This window comes from Shimia aestuarii, from assembly GCF_022814865.1.
GTDB classification, from domain to species: domain Bacteria; phylum Pseudomonadota; class Alphaproteobacteria; order Rhodobacterales; family Rhodobacteraceae; genus Shimia; species Shimia aestuarii_A.
In genome coordinates this window covers 16,331-38,642 of record NZ_JAKVRD010000026.1, presented here as the reverse complement: position 1 = coordinate 38,642, position 22,312 = coordinate 16,331, and the positions used below count along the sequence as shown (strand labels likewise).

Sequence of the window (22,312 nt, the reverse complement as noted above, 5' to 3'; positions counted from 1 at the left end):
CCGCCGCACAGGCCGCCCCGGATGGTCGCGGCCCCTTGATTGCGCGGCTGTCGCACCCCATAACCTGTCTGAACGCAAAGGATAGGTATATGGACGTAGCGACCACCACCCTCGATACAAGTTTCTGGATCACGGCCGGGGCCATTCTCGGCCTGCTCGTGCTCTCGGGCTTTTTCTCCGGGTCGGAAACCGCCCTCACGGCGGCCTCGCGCGGCAAGCTGCGCACGCAGGCCGACAAGGGCAATCGCGGCGCCGCCCGCGCGCTCGACATCACCGAGGACAACGAACGCCTGATCGGCTCCGTGCTCTTGGGCAACAACCTTGTGAACATCCTCGCGGCCTCGCTGGCGACCGCGCTCTTTACCCGCGCTTTCGGCGAATCCGGTGTCGCGCTGGCAACCCTTGTGATGACGCTCCTCGTCTTGGTCTTTGCCGAGGTGCTGCCCAAGACCTACGCGATCACCCGCCCCGAAGGCGCCGCCGCCGCCGCCTCGCGCCCCATCGGTATCGTGGTGACGATCTTTGCCCCCGTGGTCTCGGCGGTGCGCTGGTTCGTGCGCCTCGTCCTGCGCCTCTTCGGCGTCCAGACCGACCCCGACAGCCATATCCTCGCCGTGCGCGAGGAAATCGCCGGTGCGATTCAACTCGGCCACTCCGAAGGCATTGTGGAAAAGGAAGACCGCGACCGCATCCTCGGCGCGCTCGACCTCTCCGAACGCGCGATCGAGGAAATCATGCTGCACCGCTCCGGCATCGAGATGATCGACGCCGATGCGCCGCCCGCTGAAATCCTGTCGCAATGCCTCGAAAGCCCGCACACCCGCCTGCCCGTGTTCAAGAGCGAGCCGTCCAACATCGTCGGCGTGATTCACGCCAAGGATTTGCTGCGCGCCATGCACAAACAGGTGACAGGCCCCGAAGGCACCTTCTCCGACCTGACCGAGTTCAACGTGGTCGAGGTCGCCAAAGAGCCGTATTTCGTCCCCGAAACCACCTCTCTGGACGACCAGATGCGCGAATTCCTGCGCCGCCACTCGCATTTCGCCCTCGTCGTCGATGAATATGGCTCGCTTCAGGGCCTGATCACGCTTGAAGACATCCTCGAGGAAATCGTGGGCGAGATCACCGATGAATTCGACACAGACGACGAACCCGAGATCGCCTCTGCCGAAGACGGCACATGGCTCATTGACGGGGCCATGACGATCCGCGATCTCAACCGCGCCACCGACTGGACCCTGCCCGACGAAGAGGCCAACACCGTCGCCGGTCTGGTGATCCATGAGGCCCAGATGATCCCGACGCCTGGACAGGTGTTTTCCTTCCACGGCTTCCGCTTCGAGGTCGTCTCGCGCGAGGCCAACCGCATCACCCAGCTAAAGATCCGCCCGCTCTGAACGGCGCCGGGGCGGGGCGTCCATCACGCCCCGTGATCCGCCGCCCCACGAAATGCCATTCCCGCGCCAAGCGACGGGGCTTGCCAAGGCGGGTCAGTTCGCGTCAAGAAGGTTGTATAACTCAACAAAGGGCGCGCGCATGTCCACGATGAACAATGTGACGGGGATTCTCCTCGTGATCCTCTCCATGGCGAGCTTCACGCTCGAGGACATGTTCATCAAGATCATGTCCGAAGACCTGCCCACCGGGCAAATCCTGCTGATCCTCGGCATCGGCTCAGCCACCGTCTTTGCCCTGATCGCCACCGCCAAGGGCGAGAACCTCTTCGCCCGTGCCGCATGGCGCCCCCTGCCTGTGCTGCGCGCCGCCTGCGAGGCTGTCGCCGCCATGTCCTTTGCGTCCGCGCTGGCGCTCGTTGAACTATCGACCGTCGCCGCCGTGTTCCAGGCCATGCCGCTCGCCATCACCATGGGCGCGGCGCTTTTCTTGGGCGAACAGGTCGGCTGGCGGCGCTGGAGCGCGATCGCCATCGGCTTTCTCGGTGTCCTCCTCATCATCCGCCCCGGCCTCGAAGGCTTTGACCCCAACGCGCTCTTGGTGCTGATCTCGGTCTTTGCCGTCGCCCTGCGCGACCTCATCACCCGCCGCATTGATAGCGCTGTGTCTTCCTTCGTGGTCTCGTTTCAGGGCTTTGCCTCGCTCATCGTCGTCGCACCCGTGATGATCGCCCTGACACCGGGCGGCGCCGCACCTGTCGCACCGACCCATGTGCTGCAAATCTCTGGCGCCATCCTCTTCGGCGTCATCGGCTACTGGGGCATCGTCACCGCGATGCGCGTTGGCGAAGCCTCGGTCGTCTCGCCCTACCGCTACACGCGCCTCCTGTTCTCGATCATCGCGGGCGTCTTGGTCTTTGGCGACCGCCCCGACCTGCTGACCTTGGTCGGCGCTTCGCTCATCATCGGCACCGGGCTCTACACCTTCCTGCGCGAACGCGCGCTCGCCCGCCCCCTGCCGACCCACGCGCCCGACTTCCCACAAGACTGACCCGGCCCCTTCCTCTTGCCGGAAATATCCCGGGGTGAATTGCCTGCCTTGGCAGGCAAGAGGGGCTGGCCCCTCCCTCCCTCGCGCGCCGTTGGCGCAAACATCGCGGCGTTAGCCCTAACGCCCGGCGCTGCGACCCTGCCAGCCGTTTACAAACCGCCAGCCCCCTGCCAAAAGGCGCGCAAAGACGACATGCATCATCCCAAGGAATGAGACCCATGAGCATCATTATCGACATCCACGCCCGCGAAATCCTCGACTCCCGTGGCAACCCCACGGTCGAAGTGGACGTGATCCTCGAAGACGGCACCATGGGCCGTGCCGCTGTGCCCTCCGGCGCCTCCACTGGCGCGCATGAGGCAGTTGAAAAACGCGACGGCGACAAGACCCGCTACATGGGCAAGGGCGTGCTCGAAGCCTGCGCCGCCGTCAACGGCGAGATCGCCGAGGCCCTCGTCGGCTTTGACGTGACCGAGCAGGTCGCCATCGACGCCGCCATGATGGAGCTTGACGGCACCCCCAACAAGGGCCGCCTCGGGGCCAACGCGATCCTCGGCGTCTCCATGGCCTGCGCCAAGGCCGCAGCGGATTTCACCGCGCAACCGCTCTATCGCTATATCGGCGGCACCTCGGCCCGCGTCCTGCCGGTGCCGATGATGAACATCATCAATGGCGGCGAACATGCCGACAACCCGATCGACATCCAGGAATTCATGATCATGCCCGTCTCGGCCGCCAATATCCGCGACGCCGTGCGCATGGGCTCGGAAGTATTCCACACCCTGAAGAAAGAGCTCTCCGCCGCAGGTCTCGCAACCGGCGTTGGCGACGAAGGCGGCTTTGCCCCCAACCTCGCCTCGACCCGCGACGCGCTCGACTTCATCCTCAAGGCAATCGAAAAAGCCGGCTACACACCGGGCGAAGACATCTACCTCGCGCTCGATTGCGCCTCGACCGAATATTACAAGGACGGCAACTACGTGCTGGCGGGCGAGAACAAGACCCTGACTTCGGACGAAAACGTCGCCTATCTCGCAGCCCTCTGCGCCGACTACCCGATCATCTCGATCGAGGACGGCATGGCCGAGGATGACTGGGACGGCTGGGCCAAGCTGACCGAAGTTCTCGGCGACAAGGTGCAACTCGTGGGCGACGACCTCTTCGTCACCAACCCCGAGCGCCTTGCCGACGGCATCGAACGCGGCGTCGCCAACTCCATGCTCGTCAAGGTGAACCAGATCGGCACCCTGACCGAAACGCTGAAAGCGGTCGATATGGCCCACCGCGCGCGCTACACCAACGTCATGTCGCACCGCTCCGGCGAAACCGAGGACGCGACCATCGCCGACCTCGCCGTCGCCACCAACTGCGGCCAGATCAAGACCGGCTCGCTCGCCCGCTCCGACCGGCTCGCCAAATACAACCAACTGATCCGCATCGAGGAACAACTCGGTGAAACCGCTGAATACGCCGGGGCTTCGATCCTCAAGTAAGCGCCACGCGCTTTCGCACACTGAGAACCGGCCCGGAGCACACGCTTTGGGCCGTTTTCATAAGACCACCGACAAGCGCCGCACATCACACATTGCCGGCCTTCACGCGGCAACCGTCGGCAGCAACCCTCGTAGGGTGGGTTTTCAACCCACCAAATGGAGAGATGCTCCGCCCAAAAACCGGGACCTATCCTAGCCCCGTTCGCCGTACTGATAAGGTGAAGGAACAATATCAGGATGACAGCTATGCATCGCTATCTTATCTTCATCTAACCTCGCGCAGACACGCCGCGCCAAACGCAAGACCTCCGGATCGAAGTCATCGACATCGCGAACATAGTAGTCGGAAAGTTCACACACCCTTGGATCGACAGACTCGAAGCTTCCGGTATCCACGCTCCGTAGCCAGAGTTTGAGATATCTGCCGAGCCGATAACCTGCCAATACTGTCCCTACGCCATTTGGATGCTTATACGTTTCGCCAAAGAAAATGGGCATTTCGTCTTTCGCACGGAATAAATCGGGTAGTCTTTCACTGGTCATTTGAGCTTCCTTTCTTAGCTTCGGAAAGGATACTGCGCCGTCGCTCGCTTGTGCGGCAGAAAGCGATTGGTCGAGGTTATACGAGTTCTGATGCATCCTAACCCCATAGGTATGAACAACATATTTATGGCAACCTCTTGCGCAGGTATTGCTCAAACCCCACACTCCCCCCCATGACCCTAACCGCCGACGACCTCATCGCCCGCCTGAACCTCGCCCCGCACCCCGAGGGCGGCTATTTCCGTGAAACATGGCGCGCCGATGCGCCAGAGGGGGAACGCGCGGCGGGCACGGCGATCTATTTCCTTCTGAAAGCGGGCGAACAAAGCCATTGGCACAAGGTCGACGCGACCGAGATTTGGCATCACTACGCGGGCGCGCCGCTCATCCTGTCGCTCTCCGCGACCGACCTCGGCCCGCGCGCAGACCATATCCTCGGCCCTGACATTGCCACAGGCCAAGCGCCGCAAATCATCGTCCCAACGGGCCACTGGCAGGCCGCTCGCTCCACGGGCGACTGGACCCTTGTCGGCTGCACCGTCTCCCCCGGTTTCGACTTCGCAGGCTTCACCCTCGCGCCACCGGGCTTCGATATCCCCTAGGAAGGCCGGCTCAACGTGCCGCCGCCAACCAAAGCCCGCACGCCCGTCGTGCCGGGGCAGGACGTCGCCATCCCCCGCGCCACGCGCACCGCGAGATAGGCAAAGGCCTGCGCCTCGAGCATGTCACCATCAAGCCCGACCTCCTCGACCGCCATCACCGGACAATCAAGCGACACCCGAAGCATCTCCATCAAGACCGGGTTATGCCGCCCGCCACCTGTCACTAGAACGCGCTCCGGCGGCTCCGGGCAATGCGCCATCCCCGCCGCCACACCGGCGGCACACATCGCCGTCAGCGTCGCCGCCGCATCCGCATCCGAAAGCTCGCCCACAAGACCGACCATCTCGGCAAAATCATTCCGGTCGAGGGACTTGGGCGGCATCCGCGCGAAATAGGGCTCGGCAAGGAACAACTCAAGCGCACCGTTCTCCACCGCGCCTTCGCGGGCAATCTTACCGTCCTCGTCGAAATCCAAGCCCCGCCGCGCGCGCAAAAGATCGTTGAGCGGCGCATTGGCTGGCCCAGTGTCAAAGGCCAAAAGCGCGCCTTCGACCTCCGGTGACGCCACCCTCGGATCCACCCAGGTGATATTCGCAACGCCCCCGAGGTTCAGGAAACAGACAGGCTTTTCCGCGCCAATCCAGCGCGCGCAGGCAAAATGAAAGAACGGCGCCAGCGGCGCGCCCTCGCCCCCCATCTCAACATCGGCCGAGCGGAAATCCCACACCACCGGCACGCCAAGGCGCTCCGCCAAGGCCTGCCCGTCGCCAACCTGCAACGTGCCCCGGCCGCGCGGTTCATGCGCCAGCGTCTGACCATGAAACCCGACAAGCGCCACATCCTCAAACCGGCTCAGGACCGCTTCATGCGCCCGCGCGACAACCTCCGTCGCCGCATCGACCTCTGGCCCGGCCCATTTCCCCAAGGCTGCTGCCAGAACCTTGCGTTCCTCCCGGTCATAGGCGCGGTAGTCGCTCTCGCCAAAGCCAAAGATCGCCTCGCCATCCGTCTCGACAACCGCCGCGTCCACCCCGTCAAGCGACGTCCCCGACATCGCCCCAAGCGCCCTGATCCGTTCTTTGCCTGTTTTGGCCTTCATCATGGCCTTTCCCTTTGTCGCAACGCCGCCTATACACGGCCCCGAAAAACATACGGGACCAATGCCATGACCTACCACCCCAAATCGGATTTCATGACCGTCATGATCGAGCGCGGCTTTCTCGCCGACTGCACCGATTATCAGGGCCTCGACGAGGCGCTGATCAAGGGCGTGGTGCCGGGCTATATCGGCTTTGACGCGACGGCCAAGTCGCTGCACGTCGGCTCGCTGATCCAGATCATGATGCTGCGCTGGCTGCAAAAGACCGGCCACAAACCGATCACCCTCATGGGCGGCGGCACGACCAAGGTGGGCGACCCCTCTTTCCGCGCCGACGAGCGCCCGCTGCTGACGCCCGCGCAGATCGACGACAACATCTCCGGCATCAAACAGGTCTTCGCCAAATATATCTCTTACAACGACGGCCCGACCGGCGCCTTGATGCTCAACAACGCCGAATGGCTCGATGAGTTGAACTACCTCGAGTTCCTGCGCGACATCGGGCGGCACTTCTCGGTGAACCGCATGCTCTCCTTCGAGTCGGTCAAATCCCGCCTCGACCGCGAGCAATCGCTCTCCTTCCTCGAATTCAACTACATGATCCTTCAGGCCTATGACTTCCTCGAGTTGAACCGCCGCTATGGCTGCATGGTGCAGTTCGGCGGCTCGGACCAATGGGGCAATATCGTCAACGGCATCGACCTGACGCGCCGCGTCATCGACAAGGAAATCTACGGCCTGACCTCGCCGCTCCTGACGACCTCGGACGGCAAGAAGATGGGCAAGACCGCCGATGGCGCGATCTGGCTCAATGCCGACATGCGTAGCCCTTATGAGTTCTGGCAATTCTGGCGCAACACGACCGACGCCGACGTGGGCCGCTTCCTCAAGCTCTACACGGAAATGCCGGTCGAGGAATGCGACCGCCTCGGCGCACTCGCAGGCTCCGAGATCAACGCCGCCAAAATCATCCTCGCCAACGCCGTGACGACGCTCTGCCACGGGGCCGAGGCCGCCGCCGCCGCCGAAGCGACCGCGCGCGAAGTGTTCGAGAAGGGCGGCGTGGGCGACGACCTGCCGACCCTGACGCTGTCTGCCGACGAATTGCCCGCCTCCATCGTGCAGCTCATCGTCAAATCCGGCCTCGCCAAATCCGGCAAAGAAGCCAAACGCCTGATCGCCGAGAACGGCGCCAAGATCGACGACGCGCCGTTGACCGACGCTGGGCTGATGATCGACGCCGCCGCCCTCGCCTCCCCGATCAAACTCAGCGCAGGCAAGAAGCGCCACGCGCTGGTACAACTCGGCTAAGGCCTGCCCACATCACGCAACACGACAGGGGGCCATCGCGGCCCCCTTTCTTCTTCTCTGTGACAAATACTCGGGGTGAATTGAGCCGCAGGCTCAAGAGGGGCAACGCCCCGTCTTGCCTTAGATATCCGCCCCCGCCCCTAGACAGATACCCCTGCCTCCGGTTATCTGAACGCATGTTCATTTCATGACGACAACGTCACCCGGGAGGAAAGACCATGAAACTCGCTGAAACCTGCGCCGTGATCACCGGCGGCGCTTCCGGCCTCGGGGCCGCCACCGCCCGCCACTTTGCCGAGAACGGCGCCAAGGTTGCTCTCTTCGATCTCAACGAAGACGCAGGAGAAGCCCTCGCCAAAGAACTCGGCGGCACGTTTCACAAGGTCAACGTCACCGACGAAGACTCGGTCGCCGCAGGCATTGCCGCCGCCAAAGAGGCCATGGGCACGATCAACGCCTGCGTGAACTGCGCCGGGATCGCCCCCGCCGCGACGACGCTCTCCAAGAAGGGCCCGCACCCGCTCCATACCTTCCAACAGACCATCGACATCAACCTCGTCGGCTCCTTCAACGTCGCCCGCCTCGCCGCCGATGTGATGGCCGAGAACGCCGCCGAATCCGATGGCGCGCGTGGCGTGATCGTCAACACCGCCTCCATCGCCGCCATGGACGGTCAACGCGGCCAGGCCGCCTATGCGGCCTCCAAGGGCGGAATCGTTGGCCTCTCCCTGCCGATGGCCCGCGACCTCGCCCGCTCCGGCATCCGGGTCATGGCCATCGCGCCGGGCATCTTCCTGACCCCGATGCTGCAAGGCCTGCCGCAAGAGGTACAGGACCAACTGGCCGAGGACGTCACCTGCCCCAAACGTCTTGGCGATCCGTCCGAATACGCCCGCCTCGCCGGGTTCATCGTCGAAAACGGCTATCTCAACGGCGAGGTGATCCGCATCGACGGCGCGCTCCGGATGCAATAACCCGACACAGGTCTTTACGAAATCAGAGCCCCCGTTGCCCAACGGGGGCTTTCTTTTGCCTGAAGAACCGCTACGCCACGGTGATCAGCATCGACCGCGCGCGCCGCATGGGCTACCCTCCCCAAAGCGGACTGTAAGAAGGCCCCTCGTCATGCCTGACCCTCTCACTTGCTGCGGTGTCTACCCGACACTGGCCACACCGAATGTCCCCGAGACCTGCAATTGGTATATCGAGAAGCTGGGCTTCACCCTGCGGTTTCTCTATGGCGAACCGCCGCGTCACGGCGCGATCCTATTGGATCAGGCCTGCGTTCATTTCTGGGAAGGCACCCCACAGCTCGGCGCGAACTGGCTCTATTTCGACGTGAGCGATCTCGACATCCTCTATGCCCGCGCCACGGAGAACGGGGTAAAGATCACCCGTGCGCCGGAAACCTACCCGTGGGGCATGCGCGAGTTCAACGCAGTAGACCTGAACGGCTATCACCTGAGGTTTGGACAAAGCACCGAAACATGACGCGCGCCTTGCGCCGCGGGACGGTTCAGGGGCAGAGTGCGCCATGCCCCTGCAAAAACCGCGTTCAGCCCACCGGAGAGATCCTCGCGCATCCCGCGCGCGGGCGCTTCATGGGCAATCGCGGCATCCTGCACAACGCAGGCCAAGGCCTGAGCCACCGCCGCTGGCGACACAAGGCCTGGGTCTGCTGCCTGCTGTCGTTCAAATCCCGCCGCCGCCCGCTCATGGCCCCCGGCGCCTATACCGAACTTTTCTTCCATGACGAGGCGGTGGCGCTGGCCGCCGGGCATCGCCCCTGCGGCGAATGTCGGCGCGCGGATTTCACCGCCTTCCTCGACGCCGCAGGACACACCGGTCCGGTGTCCGCGTTCGACACCCGCCTGCATGCGGCCCGCGCCATTCCCCGCCGCTTTGCGCAGCACCGGGTCGAGGCCGACGCCGCGTCCCTGCCCGACGGCACCTTCATCCTGACGGGCACCGGCCCCGCACTCCTGTGGCAAGGCGCGCTCCACCCTTTCGCCCCCGATGGTTACGGCGCGCCCCGGCCGCACCCCTCGGGCCGCGTCACCTGTCTGACCCCCGCTCCGACGCTCACCGCGCTCCGCGCCGGCTATCGGCCAAGCGTCGCCCTGCCGCTTCCTCTTGCTGAAAATATCCTGGGGTGAATTGGCCGCACCCGCGGCCAAGAGGGGCAAAGCCCCTGCAGTGACCGTCGCGCGCCGCCTTTACCGCCGCGCGCCCCGTTCACACCCGTCCAGCGCGCCCGCAGCACCGCTGCAATACAGACGCGATACCGACGCAATACCGACGTTGGGATCTCCCCGTTAACCCGCCTCAGCCTTCTCTTCGAGAATCAGCCATTCTTCCTCGGCTTCAGCCAATGCAGCCTGCCGCTCGACAAGCGCCTCTGTGGCCTTCTGGAACTTGACCGGTTCCTTGCTGAAAAGCTCCGGGTCCATAAGGAACTCTTCCAGCTTGGCAATCTCCGCCCCAAGCCGCTCAAGGATCGCGGGAAGCGCCTCAAGCCGGTGTTTTTCGGTAAAGCTCAAACCCTCTTTCAGGGCCTTCTCCTGCTTCACCTTCTCCACCTTAGGCTTTGATTTTGCTTTCTTTTCTTCCGCTTCTTCGTCACCGCGCTGCGCCCGGTAGTCGCTCCATCCCCCGGCATAGACCACCGCCCGGCCATGGCCCTCCATCGCCACGGTGGTGGTCGCCACCCGGTCAAGGAAATCCCGATCGTGGCTCACAAGAAGCACCGTCCCGTCATAGTCGTCGAGCAATTCCTGCAAGAGGTCGAGCGTCTCCACGTCGAGGTCGTTGGTCGGCTCGTCGAGGACAAGAAGATTGCTCTCCCGCGCCATCAGCTTAGCCAACAACAACCGCGCCTTCTCCCCCCCCGACAAGCTCCTGACAGGCGCCCTTGCCTGCCGCTCGTCAAACAGAAATTCTTTAAGGTATCCAACGACATGCTTGGGGTTTCCACGGACCATAACTTGGTCCGCCTTGCCCGAGACGCGCATATCTGGATCGCCGGTGAGACTATCCCAAAGGCTCATCTCCGGATCGAGCTTGGAACGGCTCTGATCAAAGATCGCCGGGAGCAGGTTGGTCCCAAGCGTGACCGTCCCCGCGTCTGGTGCCACCTCGCCCATGAGCATCTTGATCAGCGTCGTCTTGCCAACGCCGTTCGGCCCCACAAAGGCCACCCGGTCGCCCCGCTGCACAGTAAGCGAGAAATCCGTGACGATCCGTTTGTCGTCAAATCCCTTCGCCAACCCTTTGGCATCAATGACTTTTCGACCGGATTTCGGCCCCGCGCTGAGGTCCATCGCCGCCGCGCCTTGGCGTTTGATCATCGACGCGCGCTCCTGGCGCAGGTCTTGCAGGGCGCGCACCCGGCCTTGGTTGCGCTTGCGCCGGGCGCTGATCCCCTCGACGGCCCATCGCGCCTCGGCCTTGATCTTGCGGTCCATCTTGTGACGCTGGATGTCTTCCTCTTCCCAGACCTTGTCGCGCCAGGCTTCGAACGCCTCGAACCCCTTCTCCTGTCGACGCACCATTCCCCTGTCAATCCAAAGGGTTGCGCGGGTCAACGCCCGCAGAAACGCGCGGTCGTGCGAGATCAGGACAAAACCCGCCCGCGTCGTCGAAAGCTCCGCCTCAAGCCAGGCAATCGCCTCGATATCAAGGTGGTTGGTCGGCTCATCGAGAAGCATCAACTCCGGTGCTTCGGCCATCAACTTGGCCAAGGCGGCCCGCCGCCGCTCCCCGCCCGACGCTGTCTCTACCGGGCGCTCAGGATCGAACTTGAGCCCCTCACCAGCGCGCTCGACCTTGTAGGCCTCGCCCGGTTCAAGCCCCGAGGCCGCGAAATCCCCGAGCGTGGAAAACCCGGTCATGTCAGGGTGTTGCTCCATATAACCGACGCTGACGCCCGGCGGCACGACAATCTCGCCCCGGTCCGGTTCCACAAGGCCCGCCATGACCTTCATCAGGGTGGATTTGCCTGACCCGTTGCGCCCGACAAGCGCCACGCGATCGCCCGGCTGCACCACGAGGTCCAGCCCATCAAACACCGGATCCCCCCCGAAAGTGAGGGAAATACCGTTCATCTGCAAAAGGGGTATACGTGCCATGAAAGCGGGCTAAACCGCCCGCCTGTTGCCGTCAATGGGCCACGTGTCTCTCTTAGGCACCGATCGCCCGCAGAAGCTTCTTTCGGCTCGGCGGAATGGCGCGGATCTCAAGACCGGTAAAGACATGCAGCGTGTTCATATGGGTGTCGATCACCGCATGATCGCTGACCCAGCCGCCCATCATCAGGTAGGTCCGAAGCAAGGGCGGCATCCGCATCTGCGCCAGTTTCAGGTTCGGCTTGCGGCGCAGGCGTGCGGCAAACCGGAACACCTTGGGCGCCTTGACCTTCGGCAGCCAGCGTTTCGGCGCAAGGTGGCGGTCGCGCAGCATGGCGAAAGCATCGAAATACTCCTTGGCATCGGTGCCCGTAAAGGAGGAACAGCCAAACAGCATTTCGACATTGTTTTCATCTACATAAGAGGTCATCGCCCCCCATGCCACGCGCAGGATATCGGGGTCCGTGACCTCTGGATGAATGCAAAACCGGCCCATCTCGACCATCGGCCCGTCAAAATCGCGCAACGCGCTCAGCTCATAGAACTGTGCTGAGTAGGAGCGGTCGATCTCTCCCCCGCCCGCCAATGGCAGGAAGCGGAAGCAACAGACAAGTTCTCCGCTGTCGCGCGCCTCGACGAGCATGTGGGTGCAGATCGGATCAAACGCATCTGCGTCAAGCCCCGTGGCCTCGACACCGTGAAACGCCATCTGCCGCAGCGCCTGTGCGGCGCGCAGGTCTGCCTCGGTTTCGGCTACGCGCACGGCGTAGCGCCCTTTCGACAAAGCGACCATGACAAGGTGCTCCGCTAATCGTTCAATCACGACTATATAGGGAGGAATCCGTAACAGCCAAATGACAGGGCGGCGATGCCCCGCCGGTTAGCTGCTGAAGCCGCCAAAGCTACCGATATTCTTCAGGAGCTGGCCAAGGATGCTCTGGTTGTTGAGATCGTTGTCGGTGATCCGGCGCGCGATCGGCACGGCCTGACCATCTTCGAGCGCATATTCCTCGACATTGCGGACCACGCCGCGATTGTCGAAGGTGATGGCGACGATCCGGCGTTCGACCACCTCGGGCTTGCGCGCCCCGTAGTGCCGCACCCGGCTACGCACATAGTAATAGCCGCTGCTGTCGAGAACCCCAGAGGCCGACGGCGTGCCAACGGTTTCGGCCACGGTATCGCGGGTATCGACGCCGACAGTGATCTCTGCGAGGTCTTCTTCGGTCGGCACATATCCGTGGTTGCGGTATTGTGAGGTACAGGCGCCCAGAACGACCATAATCCCGGCTGCGATCACCGCCGATTTGATACCCTTGCCAACTGCGATCATGACTGCCCTCTTGCCTTGGCCTCTACTGCCTTCTATCCCGCTTACAGAAGGAACGCCTCTGGTTCAAGAATGTAAGCAGGTCCAATGACAACACAAACCGATACCATAGCGCCCCTGCGCGTCGCCGATCTGCCGCAAAACCGTGTCACACGATTCGATTTGTCCCCGACGAACGAGCGCCTGAACGAGATTGCAGAAGACCTTGGCCTTCTTGGACTGCGCAAATTGCGGTTTCATGGCGAGTTGCGCGCCTCCGGGCGCACCGACTGGCGACTGACGGCGCATCTCCGGGCCACGGTGGATCAGCCCTGCGTGGTCACGCTTGAGCCCGTGCGCACCCGGATCGAAGCTGATATCGAACGACTCTTCCTCAAGACTCTTGAACTTCCCGAGGAGATCGACGGCGAGGTCGAGATGCCCGAGGATGACACTGTCGAAGAGCTTGGGGCTGAAATCGACATCGAAACGGTCATGCGCGAGGCGCTGGCGCTCAACCTTCCGCTCTACCCGCGCAAAGACGAGGCGGAACTTGGCGAGGCGGTGTTTACCGAGCCCGGCAAAGACGCTATGCGGGACGAAGACGCGCGTCCCTTTGCCGGTCTTGCCGCCCTGCGCGACAAGCTCGACGGGGACGACGAAAAATAACCCTTGCGCATCTGCGGATTCACAGTATTTTCGCGCGCTCATTCGGAATTTAGAGTTGGACTCGGGCGCGCTTTGCGCGTAATGGCTCGGGACGCTCAGGAAATCGGCCGCAATGCATGTCATTGGGCCCCAGTTAATCAAAGGTTGCGACATGGCTGTCCAGCAGAACAAAGTATCGAAATCGCGCCGCAACAACCGCCGTGCTCATGACGCACTTGTTGCAGCAAACCCCAATGAATGCTCCAACTGTGGCGAGCTGAAGCGCCCGCACCACGTGTGCGCGTCCTGCGGTCACTATGATGACCGTGAGATCGTTTCGATGGTCGACGACATCGACCTGGACGACGACGCGGCATAACGACAAATCGGGACAGCGCCCGCATGACGGCATCGAGCGAAAACGCGAAAGCGGCAGCCGGGCGCACCGTCATCTCTGTTGATGCGATGGGCGGCGATCGCGGGCCGGCAGCAGTGGTTGCCGGCATTTCGCGTTCTGCCAAGAAGAATCCCGACATTGCCTTTATCCTGCACGGGCCGGAAAAAGAGCTGAAAAAGCTCGTCCGGAAAAAGAAGGCCCTCGCCGGTCGGGTCGAGATTCGCGACTGCGACAGCGTCGTCTCGATGGAAGACAAACCGAGCCAAGTCATGCGCACGGGCAAGTCGACCTCGATGTGGTCGGCGATCGAATCCGTGCGCAATGGCGATGCCGACGTGGTGGTCTCCTGCGGCAATACTGGCGCCTTGATGATGCTCTCGGTGGTGCGCCTGCGCAAACTGCCCGGCGTCAACCGGCCCGCCATTGCCGTGCTCTGGCCATCGCGCTCTGCCTCTGGCTTCAACATCATGCTGGATGTTGGCGCCGATATCCGCGCCGACGAACACGACCTGCTGCAATATGCGCTGATGGGCGCCTCTTATGCCCGCAACGGCATGGAGCTCAAACGCCCCCGCATCGGCCTTCTCAATGTCGGCACCGAAGAACATAAGGGCCGCTCCGAGCTCAAGCTCGCCCATGACCTGATCGCCCAGAACGCCGACGCCGCAAGCTTTGACTTCGTGGGATTCGTCGAAGGCGGCGACATTCCGGGCGATGTGGCCGACGTGATCGTCACCGACGGCTTTACCGGCAATATCGCCCTCAAGACCGGCGAGGGCACGGCGAGCCTGATTGGATCGCTCCTGCGCGAGGCGTTCAAATTCTCGCCGCTCTCGCGCCTCGCTGCCCTGCTCGCCTATACCTCGCTGCAACGCCTGAACAAACGCATCGACCCGCGCCGCGTCAATGGCGGCGTCTTCCTTGGTTTGAACGGGACCGTGGTCAAATCCCACGGCAGTTCCGATGCAACCGGGGTGTCTGCCGCCGTCAAACTTGCCTTCAAGCTTTCGCAGTCTGGCTTCTCGGAAAAACTCGCCGCGCGGGTTGCATCCGCCATCCGGCTGGACCAAGATGCCCCAGCGTCAGGCGAAGAGAACGGAACCAAATCATGACACGACGCGCCGTTGTCAAAGGCGTTGGGCACTACCTGCCAGAACGAATTGTTCCGAACTCGGAATTTGAAAAGACCCTCGATACCACCGACGAATGGATTCGGACCCGCTCTGGGATCGAACGCCGTCATTTCGCGGCCGAGGACGAAACCACCTCTGATCTCGCCTTCGAAGCGGCCCGGAATGCCCTGAAGAGCGCTGGCATGGACGCCGATGAGATTGACGCGATCGTCGTGGCCACCTCGACACCGGACCTGACCTTCCCCTCCGTCGGCACCATGCTGCAAAAGAAACTCGGCATGACCCGCGGCTTTGCCTTCGACGTGCAGGCGGTCTGTGCGGGCTTTGTCTATGCCCTGACCAATGCCAACGCGCTGATCCTCTCGGGCCAATGCGAGACGGTTCTCGTCGTCGGCGCCGAAACCTTTAGCCGCATCATGGACTGGGAAGACCGCGCCACCTGTGTGCTGTTCGGCGATGGCGCGGGGGCGCTGATCCTCAAGGCCGAAGAGGGCAAGGGCGACAATGCGGATCGCGGCGTGCTTTCCGCCGATCTCAATTCCGATGGCCGCTACAAAGAGATGCTCTTTGTAGATGGCGGCGTCTCGACCACCGGCGACTCGGGCAAATTGCGGATGCAAGGCAACGCGCTCTTCCGTCAAGCCGTCGAGAAACTGACCTCGACCGCCCACACCGCGCTGAGCAAGGTCGACCTTGATGACAGCGCCGTGGACTGGATCGTGCCGCATCAGGCGAATATCCGCATCATCCAAGGCACCGCCAAGAAAATGGGCGTGCCGATGGACCGCGTGATCCTCACCGTGCAAGACCATGGTAACACCTCAGCAGCCTCGATTCCCCTCGCCCTTTCGGTTGGGGTTGAACGCGGCCAGATCAAGCAAGGCGACCTAATCGTGACCGAAGCCATCGGTGGCGGCCTGGCCTGGGGATCGGTTGTGCTGCGCTGGTAATCAGCGGCGTTCTGAATGGCTCCTGACAAGCCATTGATATTGACTCGGAAATTCCATTCGCCTTAAGCTTGTCTCTAACGGAAAACCGGGGGGACGGATGAGCGAAAAAACTTTGACACGGATGGACTTGAGCGAAGCAGTATTTCGTGAGGTCGGTCTGTCCCGCAATGACTCTGCCGATTTGGTTGAAAGCGTTCTCAATCACATGTCCGATGCGCTGGTGCGCGGCGAGCAGGTGAAGATCTCGTCTTTCGGCACGTTTAGTGTTCGTGACAAAGCGGCACGCGTGGGCCGCAATCCCAAGACCGGCGAAGAGGTTCCGATCGAGCCGCGCCGCGTCTTGACCTTCCGCCCGTCGCACCTGATGAAGGATCGCGTCGCGGACGGCAACAAGAGCTAAGCAAGGCAAAAACCTATGGGTAAATCTCCAGACGCCTTTCGCACCATTAGCGAGGTCGCGGACTGGCTCGACACCCAGGCGCATGTGCTGCGCTTTTGGGAAAGCAAGTTTACCCAAGTGAAGCCCGTCAAGCGCGCGGGCGGGCGCCGCTATTACCGGCCCGCAGACATGCTGCTCTTGGGGGGGATCAAAAAGCTCCTGCATGACGATGGCATGACCATCAAAGGCGCGCAAAAACTGCTGCGCGAAAAGGGTACGAAATACGTCGCGGGCCTGTCTCAACCGCTTGATGGTGAGGACGACGCGACACCCGAGAGCGATATCGGCCTGACCGAAGTCGCCCCTGCCCCCCTCGAGGAAGAGCGCGGCACCGTACTGAGCTTTGAGCGCCGCGACGAGCCCGAAGAAGAGCCCCCGGCACAGGTCGAAGAGGCCGCTTCTGAAGAACCCGCCGCGCCTGCCGAAGATCTCGCGCCAGAGCCGACCGAAGCGCCACAGGACGCAGCCTCGGTCGAGGCCACGCCAGAAGACGACGATCTACCCGAAAAGGATATCCCGGCCTTCGTGCAGCGCATGACTCCGAAACCTGCCACTGACGACGCGACAGCGAGTCCCGCAGCGCCCGAGCCGGAAACCGAAACCGCGGCCGCCCCGTCCATGGAGGACGAGATCGCCGAAGAGGATGCGGAGGACGACCAACCACGCGCCTCTGAACCGGGGCCATCTCTCCTTGCCGATATCGCCAAGATGACCGGAATCGCGGCGGAAAACCGCGCGGACGCCGCGGCCCAACTCGACCGCCTCACCGCCCTCTGTGCGCGGATCGAAGCCGCCGAAAATGCCTGAGGGACGTTTTCGTTTTTTGACTTGCCCCTGCCCTCAAAATCGCTATGAACACCCCATCGTCGGGCTATGGCGCAGCCTGGTAGCGCGTCCGTCTGGGGGACGGAAGGTCGCAGGTTCGAGTCCTGCTAGCCCGACCAATAAAAACCGCCCGTGGCCCTCTGGGTCCGGGCGTTTTTTGTATGCAGTTCTTGGGAGGACACCATGACCGGCGTATTGCCCAGCCAGACCATCGACGCCATGCTCACGAGCGGTGAAATCATCGCCAATCCGGCCCCGGTCGAGGGTCAGGTGCAACCCGCGAGCCTCGATTTGCGCCTTGGCACGGTGGCTTACCGCGTGCGCGCCTCTTTCCTGTCCGGTGCTGGTCGCACGGTGGCCGAGCGCCTCGACGAGTTCGAGATGCATCAGATTGATCTTACCGATGGCGCGGTACTCGAAAAGGGCTGTGTCTACGTTGTTCCCCTGATGGAAAGCCTCGCGCTTCCAGAGGATGTCAACGCCGTCGCCAACGCCAAAAGCTCGACCGGACGGCTCGACCTGCTGACCCGCACCATCACCGATGGCGGGACCGAGTTCGACCGCATCCAATCCGGCTACACCGGCCCGCTTTATGCCGAAATCTGCCCGCGCTCTTTCTCGGTGCTCGTGCGTCCGGGCATGCGCCTCAACCAGATCCGTTTCCGCAAGGGCCAAAGCGTGCTGAGCGACGCCGATCTCTCCGTCCTGCATGACCGCAGCCCCCTCGTCGATGGCGAGGCAGTGATTGACGATGGGCTCGGCTTTTCCGTCGATCTCAAACCCGCCTCCGGCACGCTTGTCGGCTACCGCGCCAAGCCTCACACCGGGGTGATCGACCTCGACAATATCAACCACTATGACCCCGCCGAATACTGGGAAGAAGTCCGGAGTCACGATGGTCAGATCATCCTCGATCCCGGTGCGTTCTATATTCTCGTGAGCCGCGAAGCCGTGCATATCCCGCCCGCCTACGCCGCAGAAATGGCGCCTTACCTTGCGATGGTCGGGGAATTCCGCGTGCACTATGCCGGCTTCTTCGATCCCGGTTTTGGCCATGACGCGGCTGGCGGCACCGGCTCGCGCGGGGTTCTGGAAGTGCGCTGTCACGAGGCGCCCTTTGTCCTCGAACATGGTCAGGTGGTGGGTCGCCTCGTCTATGAGCGCATGGCCGATGTCCCCGAACAACTCTACGGCGCGGGGATTGCGTCAAACTATCAGGGGCAAGGCCTCAAGCTCTCGAAACACTTCAAGACGCCCTAGGCGGCAACGTCAGAGCTTGTTCATGCGACGCGCCATACGCGCGGCACGGCGGGCCTGTTTGACGCCCTGTTGCGGGGCGTTGTTGTTCGGACGTTGGTCTTGCGGCGTCGCGCGCCCGGCGCTGTCTTTCTTGTTCAGGGCGTTCATCCCGGCATTCATACCGCTGTTGATCGCCTTACGCAGGAACATGCGCACAACCATGTTGATGATGCGATTGGCATTCATGAGATCGGTTTCCCTCTGCTCGAAGTCTTTTGCGGCATCCTAGACCTCAATTTAGGAGAAACTGTGGCGATTACAAATTTCGCCGCCTCCGACCTCAATCCTCGAAGAGTTCCGATTGCCCTTCACTGCTTTCCTCTTCGCCCTCATCATCGCGATCCCCAAGCGCCGGCATAGAGCCCGGCGGCGGTCGGCTCTCAAGAAGCCCGGCTGCCCGCAGCTCTTTCAGCCCCGGCAGATCGCGCGCGTTCTCAAGCCCGAAGTGATCCAGGAATTCCTGCGTCACGACGAAAGTCACCGGGCGGCCCGGCGTCATCTTGCGCCGCCCGAACCGGATCCATTCCATCTCCAAGAGCTGATCCACCGTCCCGCGCGACACGCTGACGCCGCGGATTTCCTCGATCTCTGCCCGCGTGATCGGCTGATGATAGGCGATAATGGCAAGGGTCTCGATCGCCGCCCGGCTAAGCTTGCGGGTCTCGACCATCTCTTTCTGCATCAGAAACCCAAGGTCCGGTGCGGTGCGCATCGCCCAGGCATCCCCGACCTTCACAACCCTGACGCCGCGCCCCTCGTACCGCTTGCGCAGATGCACCAAGGCCTCCGCCGCGTCGCACCCGTGCGGCATCCGGCTATTGAGCTCCTTGATCGTCACCGGCTCGGCACTGGCGAACAGGATCGCTTCGCACATGCGCTCTTGCTCGGCCATGGGGGGCGCTTCAAACAGGCTCTCCTCCGCGACTTTTTCTTGTTTTTCTTCAATATCTTCAGACATGATCTTGATCTTTCTTGCGAACCTGGATCGGCGCAAAGGTCTCGCTCTGGCGGATTTCAACCTTGCCTTCCTTGGCAAGCTCGAGCGAGGCCGCAAAGGTCGAGGCCGTGGCAGACCGGCGCTTCTTTGGATCGCTTTCCCACCCCGCCGGAAGGTAGCTTAGAATATCGGTCCAGTCCCCGGCGAAACCGATCAGCCCACGCATCCGTTCAAGGGCCTCTTCCATGGTAAAGACCGAGTCCCGATCCATCACGAAGGGGCGGAATTCGTCGCGCGTGCGAATGCGCGCATATCCCTGCATCAGGTCAAGCAAGGTCGCCGTATAGGTCACCCGGCGCACCCGCGTGACATCCTCCGGCACACCGCGCTGAAAGAAGTCGCGCCCCAAACGGTCGCGCGCCATAAGCTTCGCCGCCGCGTCCCGCATCGCCTGAAGCCGCTCAAGCTGAAACGCGAGATGCGCTGCAAGTTCCTCGCCGGACGGCCCCTCTTCGCTCGGGTCCGGTGGCAAGAGGAGCCGCGATTTCAGGAAAGCCAACCACGCCGCCATCACAAGGTAATCGGCGGCAAGTTCGATGCGAAGTTGTTTCGCCTTCTCGACAAAGCTCAGATATTGCTGCGCCAGATGCAGGATCGAGATCTTGCGCAGGTCGACTTTCTGGGTCCGCGACAGGGTCAACAAAAGGTCGAGCGGCCCCTCGAACCCGTCCACATCGACAATAAGCGCCTCCGCGGCAAGCCGCGCGGCAACCTTGTCCTCCTGAATTGAACCCGTCTCGTCCTCAGACATGCCCTTGCCCTGAAAGAAGGGCTTCAAGTTCGGCAGAGAGCGCCGGAATGTCAACAGGAACTGGCGTGGGGCGCGTGTCGAGAACGGCCTGAGCCCGCCGTTCGGCCGCGCCTTGCAACGCCCCGGCCGCCTCTGCAACCGCGACCATCTCGTCGAAATCGCCATTGCAATGCAGGATGACATCACACCCCGCCGCAATCGACGCCGCAGACCGCTCGGCAAGCGTACCCGAAAGCGCCTGCATCGAGATGTCATCGGTCATGATCAGGCCCCCAAAATCGATCTCTTCCCGGATCAGGCCCATCATCTTCGGCGAGATCGTCGCCGGCTGATCGTCAATCGCCTCATAGACAAGATGCGCTGTCATCCCCATCGCAAGGTCATTCAGCGCCCGAAACGGCGCGAAATCGCGCGCCAGTGCCGCAGGCTCCACCGAGACGCGCGGCAGGTCGAGATGGCTATCTGCCCGTGCCCGTCCATGGCCGGGGATGTGCTTCAGAACCGGATACACCCCGCCATCAAGCAACCCATCCGCCACCGCGCGGCCAAGCGCGGCGACCACCTCGGCATCAAACCCATAGCAGCGGTCCTTGAGAAACGGGTGCGTCCCCTCTTCGGCCACATCCACAAGCGGCGCGCAATTCGCATCCACACCACAAGCCCGCAACTCTTCCGCAATGATCCGATAGCGTAGATACATCGCCCGCACGGCCTCGGCTCCGGCCTGCTCTACAAAGGCAAGCGGCGCGGGCCATTCCCGGCCAAGAGGCGGGCGGAACCGCTGCACGCGCCCGCCTTCCTGATCAATCAAGATCGGCGCTTCATGGTCGACGCACCCGCGCAACTCATCACAAAGCGCACGTACCTGCGCCGCATCCACGATATTGCGGGCAAAGAGAATAAAACCGAACGGGCGCACCTCGGCAAAGAAATCCCGTTCTCGCGGCGAAAGGCGTGGCCCCGCGCAGCCAAGGATCACAGCGCCGCGCGCACTCACCGCGCGGTCACCGGGATACAATCCGCGTTTTGCGCCTTCAGCGCCGAACACAGCCGCCGCGCATCGCTCAGATCGGCAAATCCAATGGCGCGGAGCCGGTAAAAGGTCCGCCCACCGCTCTGTGCTTTCTGGATCACGCGGGTCTTGTCGCCAAGGTACTCGCCGAACCGCTTGTGCAACTTGTCCCATTCGCCGCGCGCGATCTCGGCGCTGGCAAAGGCACCAAGCTGAACCATCCGTGTGCCGGCGGCCACGTCGCTCACCTCATTCACGGCAGAGGTATCTGCCCGCGCAACAGTATCCGCCGCAGCCACAGGCGTGGTCGAAAGAGACGCCGGGCGCAGCCTTGGCCGCAAGGACCGGCCAACCCCGCCCGCCACTTTCGGAGCGACCTCTGTCTCGGCCTCCGGGGCGGCCACGGCAACCTCTACAGGCTCTGAAAGCGGCGCAACATCATCCGCAATCCGGGCGGCAAATTCTTCGATAGACCCGAGTTCCTCGGTCTTGAGTGGCGGCGGCGCCACGATATCCGGCTGTTTCTCGGTGGTCGCTGGTGCCACGTCCTCATCGCCAAGCTCGATCGGCGCCGGTGCAAGCACGAAACGATCCGCAGGTTTGCCCGCCGATCCCTGCGCCGCAACGGTGTTGACGGCAAGGCCCTGGTTTGCCGCTTGTCGCCCACCGGGGTTCTCCGGTTGAATACGCATCGGCCCTTCGACCGCGCGCACCACCGGCACGCCGGTCACATCGCGCACCAGAAGCTTGTAGCCCCACACGCCAGCCCCAATCACGAGACCGAGCGACAAGGCCGCTCCGGCCCAGTTCACAAGCGGTGCCAAGGATCGGGTTTCACGTGCGGACTCATAGTGTCCGGACATCGGAATCTCTGCCATTGTATCGCCTCACTGCCACGGCGATACATTGTCGCCGGGGTCGTCTTGCCTTTGCC

25 protein-coding genes and 1 tRNA gene are annotated in these 22,312 nt (G+C 62.6%); 16 read left to right on the top strand and 10 right to left on the bottom strand.

The genetic code is table 11. The annotated features are described in order from the left end of the window. Positions 1 to 89: 89 nt before the first annotated feature. From MK745_RS18040 to eno, 3 genes are all read left to right on the top strand, one after another. Entirely contained in the window at positions 90 to 1,397 is a 1,308-nt protein-coding gene (locus MK745_RS18040) for an HlyC/CorC family transporter (RefSeq protein WP_243614592.1), read from the top strand. Positions 1,398 to 1,545: 148 nt separating this feature from the next. Continuing rightward, positions 1,546 to 2,445, top strand: coding sequence for a DMT family transporter (locus MK745_RS18035; RefSeq protein WP_243614596.1), 900 nt, complete (start codon positions 1,546 to 1,548; stop codon positions 2,443 to 2,445). Positions 2,446 to 2,663: 218 nt separating this feature from the next. After that, the gene (gene eno / locus MK745_RS18030; RefSeq protein WP_243614591.1) at positions 2,664 to 3,938 is read left to right on the top strand and encodes a phosphopyruvate hydratase; all 1,275 of its coding nucleotides are present in this window, start codon (positions 2,664 to 2,666) and stop codon (positions 3,936 to 3,938) included. A gap of 192 nt (positions 3,939 to 4,130) precedes the next feature. On the opposite strand, the gene MK745_RS18025 is transcribed toward eno, so the two are convergent. Beyond that, positions 4,131 to 4,481 (bottom strand): hypothetical protein, encoded by a 351-nt coding sequence (locus MK745_RS18025; RefSeq protein WP_243614590.1) that lies wholly within the window; start codon positions 4,479 to 4,481, stop codon positions 4,131 to 4,133. 173 nt (positions 4,482 to 4,654) lie between these two features. Between MK745_RS18025 and MK745_RS18020 the strand changes: the two genes are divergently transcribed. After that, a complete protein-coding gene (locus MK745_RS18020) occupies positions 4,655 to 5,083 on the top strand; it encodes a cupin domain-containing protein (protein WP_243614589.1) in 429 nt (142 codons plus the stop codon). Here the strand turns inward: MK745_RS18020 and MK745_RS18015 are convergent. Beyond that, entirely contained in the window at positions 5,080 to 6,186 is a 1,107-nt protein-coding gene (locus tag MK745_RS18015; RefSeq protein ID WP_243614588.1) for an anhydro-N-acetylmuramic acid kinase, read from the bottom strand. The genes MK745_RS18020 and MK745_RS18015 overlap by 4 nt on opposite strands. Positions 6,187 to 6,249: 63 nt before the next feature. Between MK745_RS18015 and tyrS the strand changes: the two genes are divergently transcribed. The 4 genes from tyrS to MK745_RS17995 all read left to right on the top strand — a co-directional run bounded on the left by tyrS (position 6,250) and on the right by MK745_RS17995 (position 9,650). Then, positions 6,250 to 7,494 (top strand): tyrosine--tRNA ligase, encoded by a 1,245-nt coding sequence (tyrS, locus tag MK745_RS18010; protein WP_243614587.1) that lies wholly within the window; start codon positions 6,250 to 6,252, stop codon positions 7,492 to 7,494. 218 nt (positions 7,495 to 7,712) lie between these two features. Next, a complete protein-coding gene (locus MK745_RS18005) occupies positions 7,713 to 8,468 on the top strand; it encodes an SDR family oxidoreductase (protein ID WP_243614586.1) in 756 nt (251 codons plus the stop codon). 151 nt (positions 8,469 to 8,619) lie between these two features. Then, entirely contained in the window at positions 8,620 to 8,985 is a 366-nt protein-coding gene (locus MK745_RS18000; RefSeq protein WP_243614585.1) for a VOC family protein, read from the top strand. After that, complete coding sequence (locus tag MK745_RS17995; protein WP_243614584.1) at positions 8,982 to 9,650, top strand: hypothetical protein; 669 nt, start codon at positions 8,982 to 8,984, stop codon at positions 9,648 to 9,650. The genes MK745_RS18000 and MK745_RS17995 overlap by 4 nt, the downstream gene beginning before the upstream one ends. 159 nt (positions 9,651 to 9,809) lie before the next feature. Here the strand turns inward: MK745_RS17995 and MK745_RS17990 are convergent, their stop codons facing one another. The 3 genes from MK745_RS17990 to MK745_RS17980 form a co-directional block, all read right to left on the bottom strand. Next, a complete protein-coding gene (locus MK745_RS17990; RefSeq protein WP_243614583.1) occupies positions 9,810 to 11,621 on the bottom strand; it encodes an ABC-F family ATP-binding cassette domain-containing protein in 1,812 nt (603 codons plus the stop codon). 52 nt (positions 11,622 to 11,673) lie between these two features. Next, complete coding sequence (locus MK745_RS17985) at positions 11,674 to 12,411, bottom strand: GNAT family N-acetyltransferase (protein ID WP_243614582.1); 738 nt, start codon at positions 12,409 to 12,411, stop codon at positions 11,674 to 11,676. An 87-nt stretch (positions 12,412 to 12,498) separates the two neighbouring features. Next, entirely contained in the window at positions 12,499 to 12,951 is a 453-nt protein-coding gene (locus MK745_RS17980) for an outer membrane protein assembly factor BamE (protein ID WP_243614581.1), read from the bottom strand. 84 nt (positions 12,952 to 13,035) lie between these two features. Between MK745_RS17980 and MK745_RS17975 the strand changes: the two genes are divergently transcribed. The 8 genes from MK745_RS17975 to MK745_RS17940 all read left to right on the top strand — a co-directional run bounded on the left by MK745_RS17975 (position 13,036) and on the right by MK745_RS17940 (position 18,579). Then, entirely contained in the window at positions 13,036 to 13,596 is a 561-nt protein-coding gene (locus MK745_RS17975; protein WP_243614580.1) for a YceD family protein, read from the top strand. Positions 13,597 to 13,747: 151 nt separating this feature from the next. Then, the gene (rpmF, locus tag MK745_RS17970) at positions 13,748 to 13,954 is read left to right on the top strand and encodes a 50S ribosomal protein L32 (protein ID WP_243614579.1); all 207 of its coding nucleotides are present in this window, start codon (positions 13,748 to 13,750) and stop codon (positions 13,952 to 13,954) included. A gap of 23 nt (positions 13,955 to 13,977) precedes the next feature. Next, a complete protein-coding gene (gene plsX / locus MK745_RS17965; protein ID WP_243614578.1) occupies positions 13,978 to 15,084 on the top strand; it encodes a phosphate acyltransferase PlsX in 1,107 nt (368 codons plus the stop codon). After that, positions 15,081 to 16,055 (top strand): beta-ketoacyl-ACP synthase III, encoded by a 975-nt coding sequence (locus MK745_RS17960; RefSeq protein WP_243614577.1) that lies wholly within the window; start codon positions 15,081 to 15,083, stop codon positions 16,053 to 16,055. Before plsX ends, MK745_RS17960 begins: the two co-directional genes overlap by 4 nt. Before the next feature lie 97 nt (positions 16,056 to 16,152). After that, entirely contained in the window at positions 16,153 to 16,455 is a 303-nt protein-coding gene (ihfA, locus tag MK745_RS17955; RefSeq protein ID WP_243614576.1) for an integration host factor subunit alpha, read from the top strand. A 15-nt stretch (positions 16,456 to 16,470) separates the two neighbouring features. Then, the gene (locus MK745_RS17950) at positions 16,471 to 17,301 is read left to right on the top strand and encodes a MerR family transcriptional regulator (protein WP_243614575.1); all 831 of its coding nucleotides are present in this window, start codon (positions 16,471 to 16,473) and stop codon (positions 17,299 to 17,301) included. Between the two features lie 60 nt (positions 17,302 to 17,361). Then, positions 17,362 to 17,438: transfer RNA gene (locus MK745_RS17945), tRNA-Pro, on the top strand. 64 nt (positions 17,439 to 17,502) lie between these two features. Then, complete coding sequence (locus MK745_RS17940) at positions 17,503 to 18,579, top strand: 2'-deoxycytidine 5'-triphosphate deaminase (protein WP_243614574.1); 1,077 nt, start codon at positions 17,503 to 17,505, stop codon at positions 18,577 to 18,579. Between the two features lie 9 nt (positions 18,580 to 18,588). Here MK745_RS17940 and MK745_RS17935 read toward each other — a convergent pair whose 3' ends face one another. The 5 genes from MK745_RS17935 to MK745_RS17915 form a co-directional block, all read right to left on the bottom strand. Next, positions 18,589 to 18,804: a hypothetical protein gene (locus MK745_RS17935; RefSeq protein WP_243614573.1), complete on the bottom strand. Its 216-nt coding sequence runs from the start codon at positions 18,802 to 18,804 to the stop codon at positions 18,589 to 18,591. A gap of 94 nt (positions 18,805 to 18,898) precedes the next feature. Further along, positions 18,899 to 19,576 carry an SMC-Scp complex subunit ScpB gene (scpB, locus tag MK745_RS17930; RefSeq protein WP_243614572.1) on the bottom strand — a complete coding sequence of 226 codons (678 nt, stop codon included), beginning with the start codon at positions 19,574 to 19,576 and terminating at the stop codon, positions 18,899 to 18,901. Then, a complete protein-coding gene (locus MK745_RS17925) occupies positions 19,569 to 20,366 on the bottom strand; it encodes a segregation and condensation protein A (protein WP_243614571.1) in 798 nt (265 codons plus the stop codon). The genes scpB and MK745_RS17925 overlap by 8 nt, the downstream gene beginning before the upstream one ends. Then, complete coding sequence (gene nagZ, locus MK745_RS17920) at positions 20,359 to 21,363, bottom strand: beta-N-acetylhexosaminidase (protein WP_243614570.1); 1,005 nt, start codon at positions 21,361 to 21,363, stop codon at positions 20,359 to 20,361. The genes MK745_RS17925 and nagZ overlap by 8 nt, the downstream gene beginning before the upstream one ends. Then, positions 21,360 to 22,256 (bottom strand): SPOR domain-containing protein, encoded by an 897-nt coding sequence (locus tag MK745_RS17915; protein ID WP_243614569.1) that lies wholly within the window; start codon positions 22,254 to 22,256, stop codon positions 21,360 to 21,362. The genes nagZ and MK745_RS17915 overlap by 4 nt, the downstream gene beginning before the upstream one ends. Positions 22,257 to 22,312: the final 56 nt, after the last annotated feature.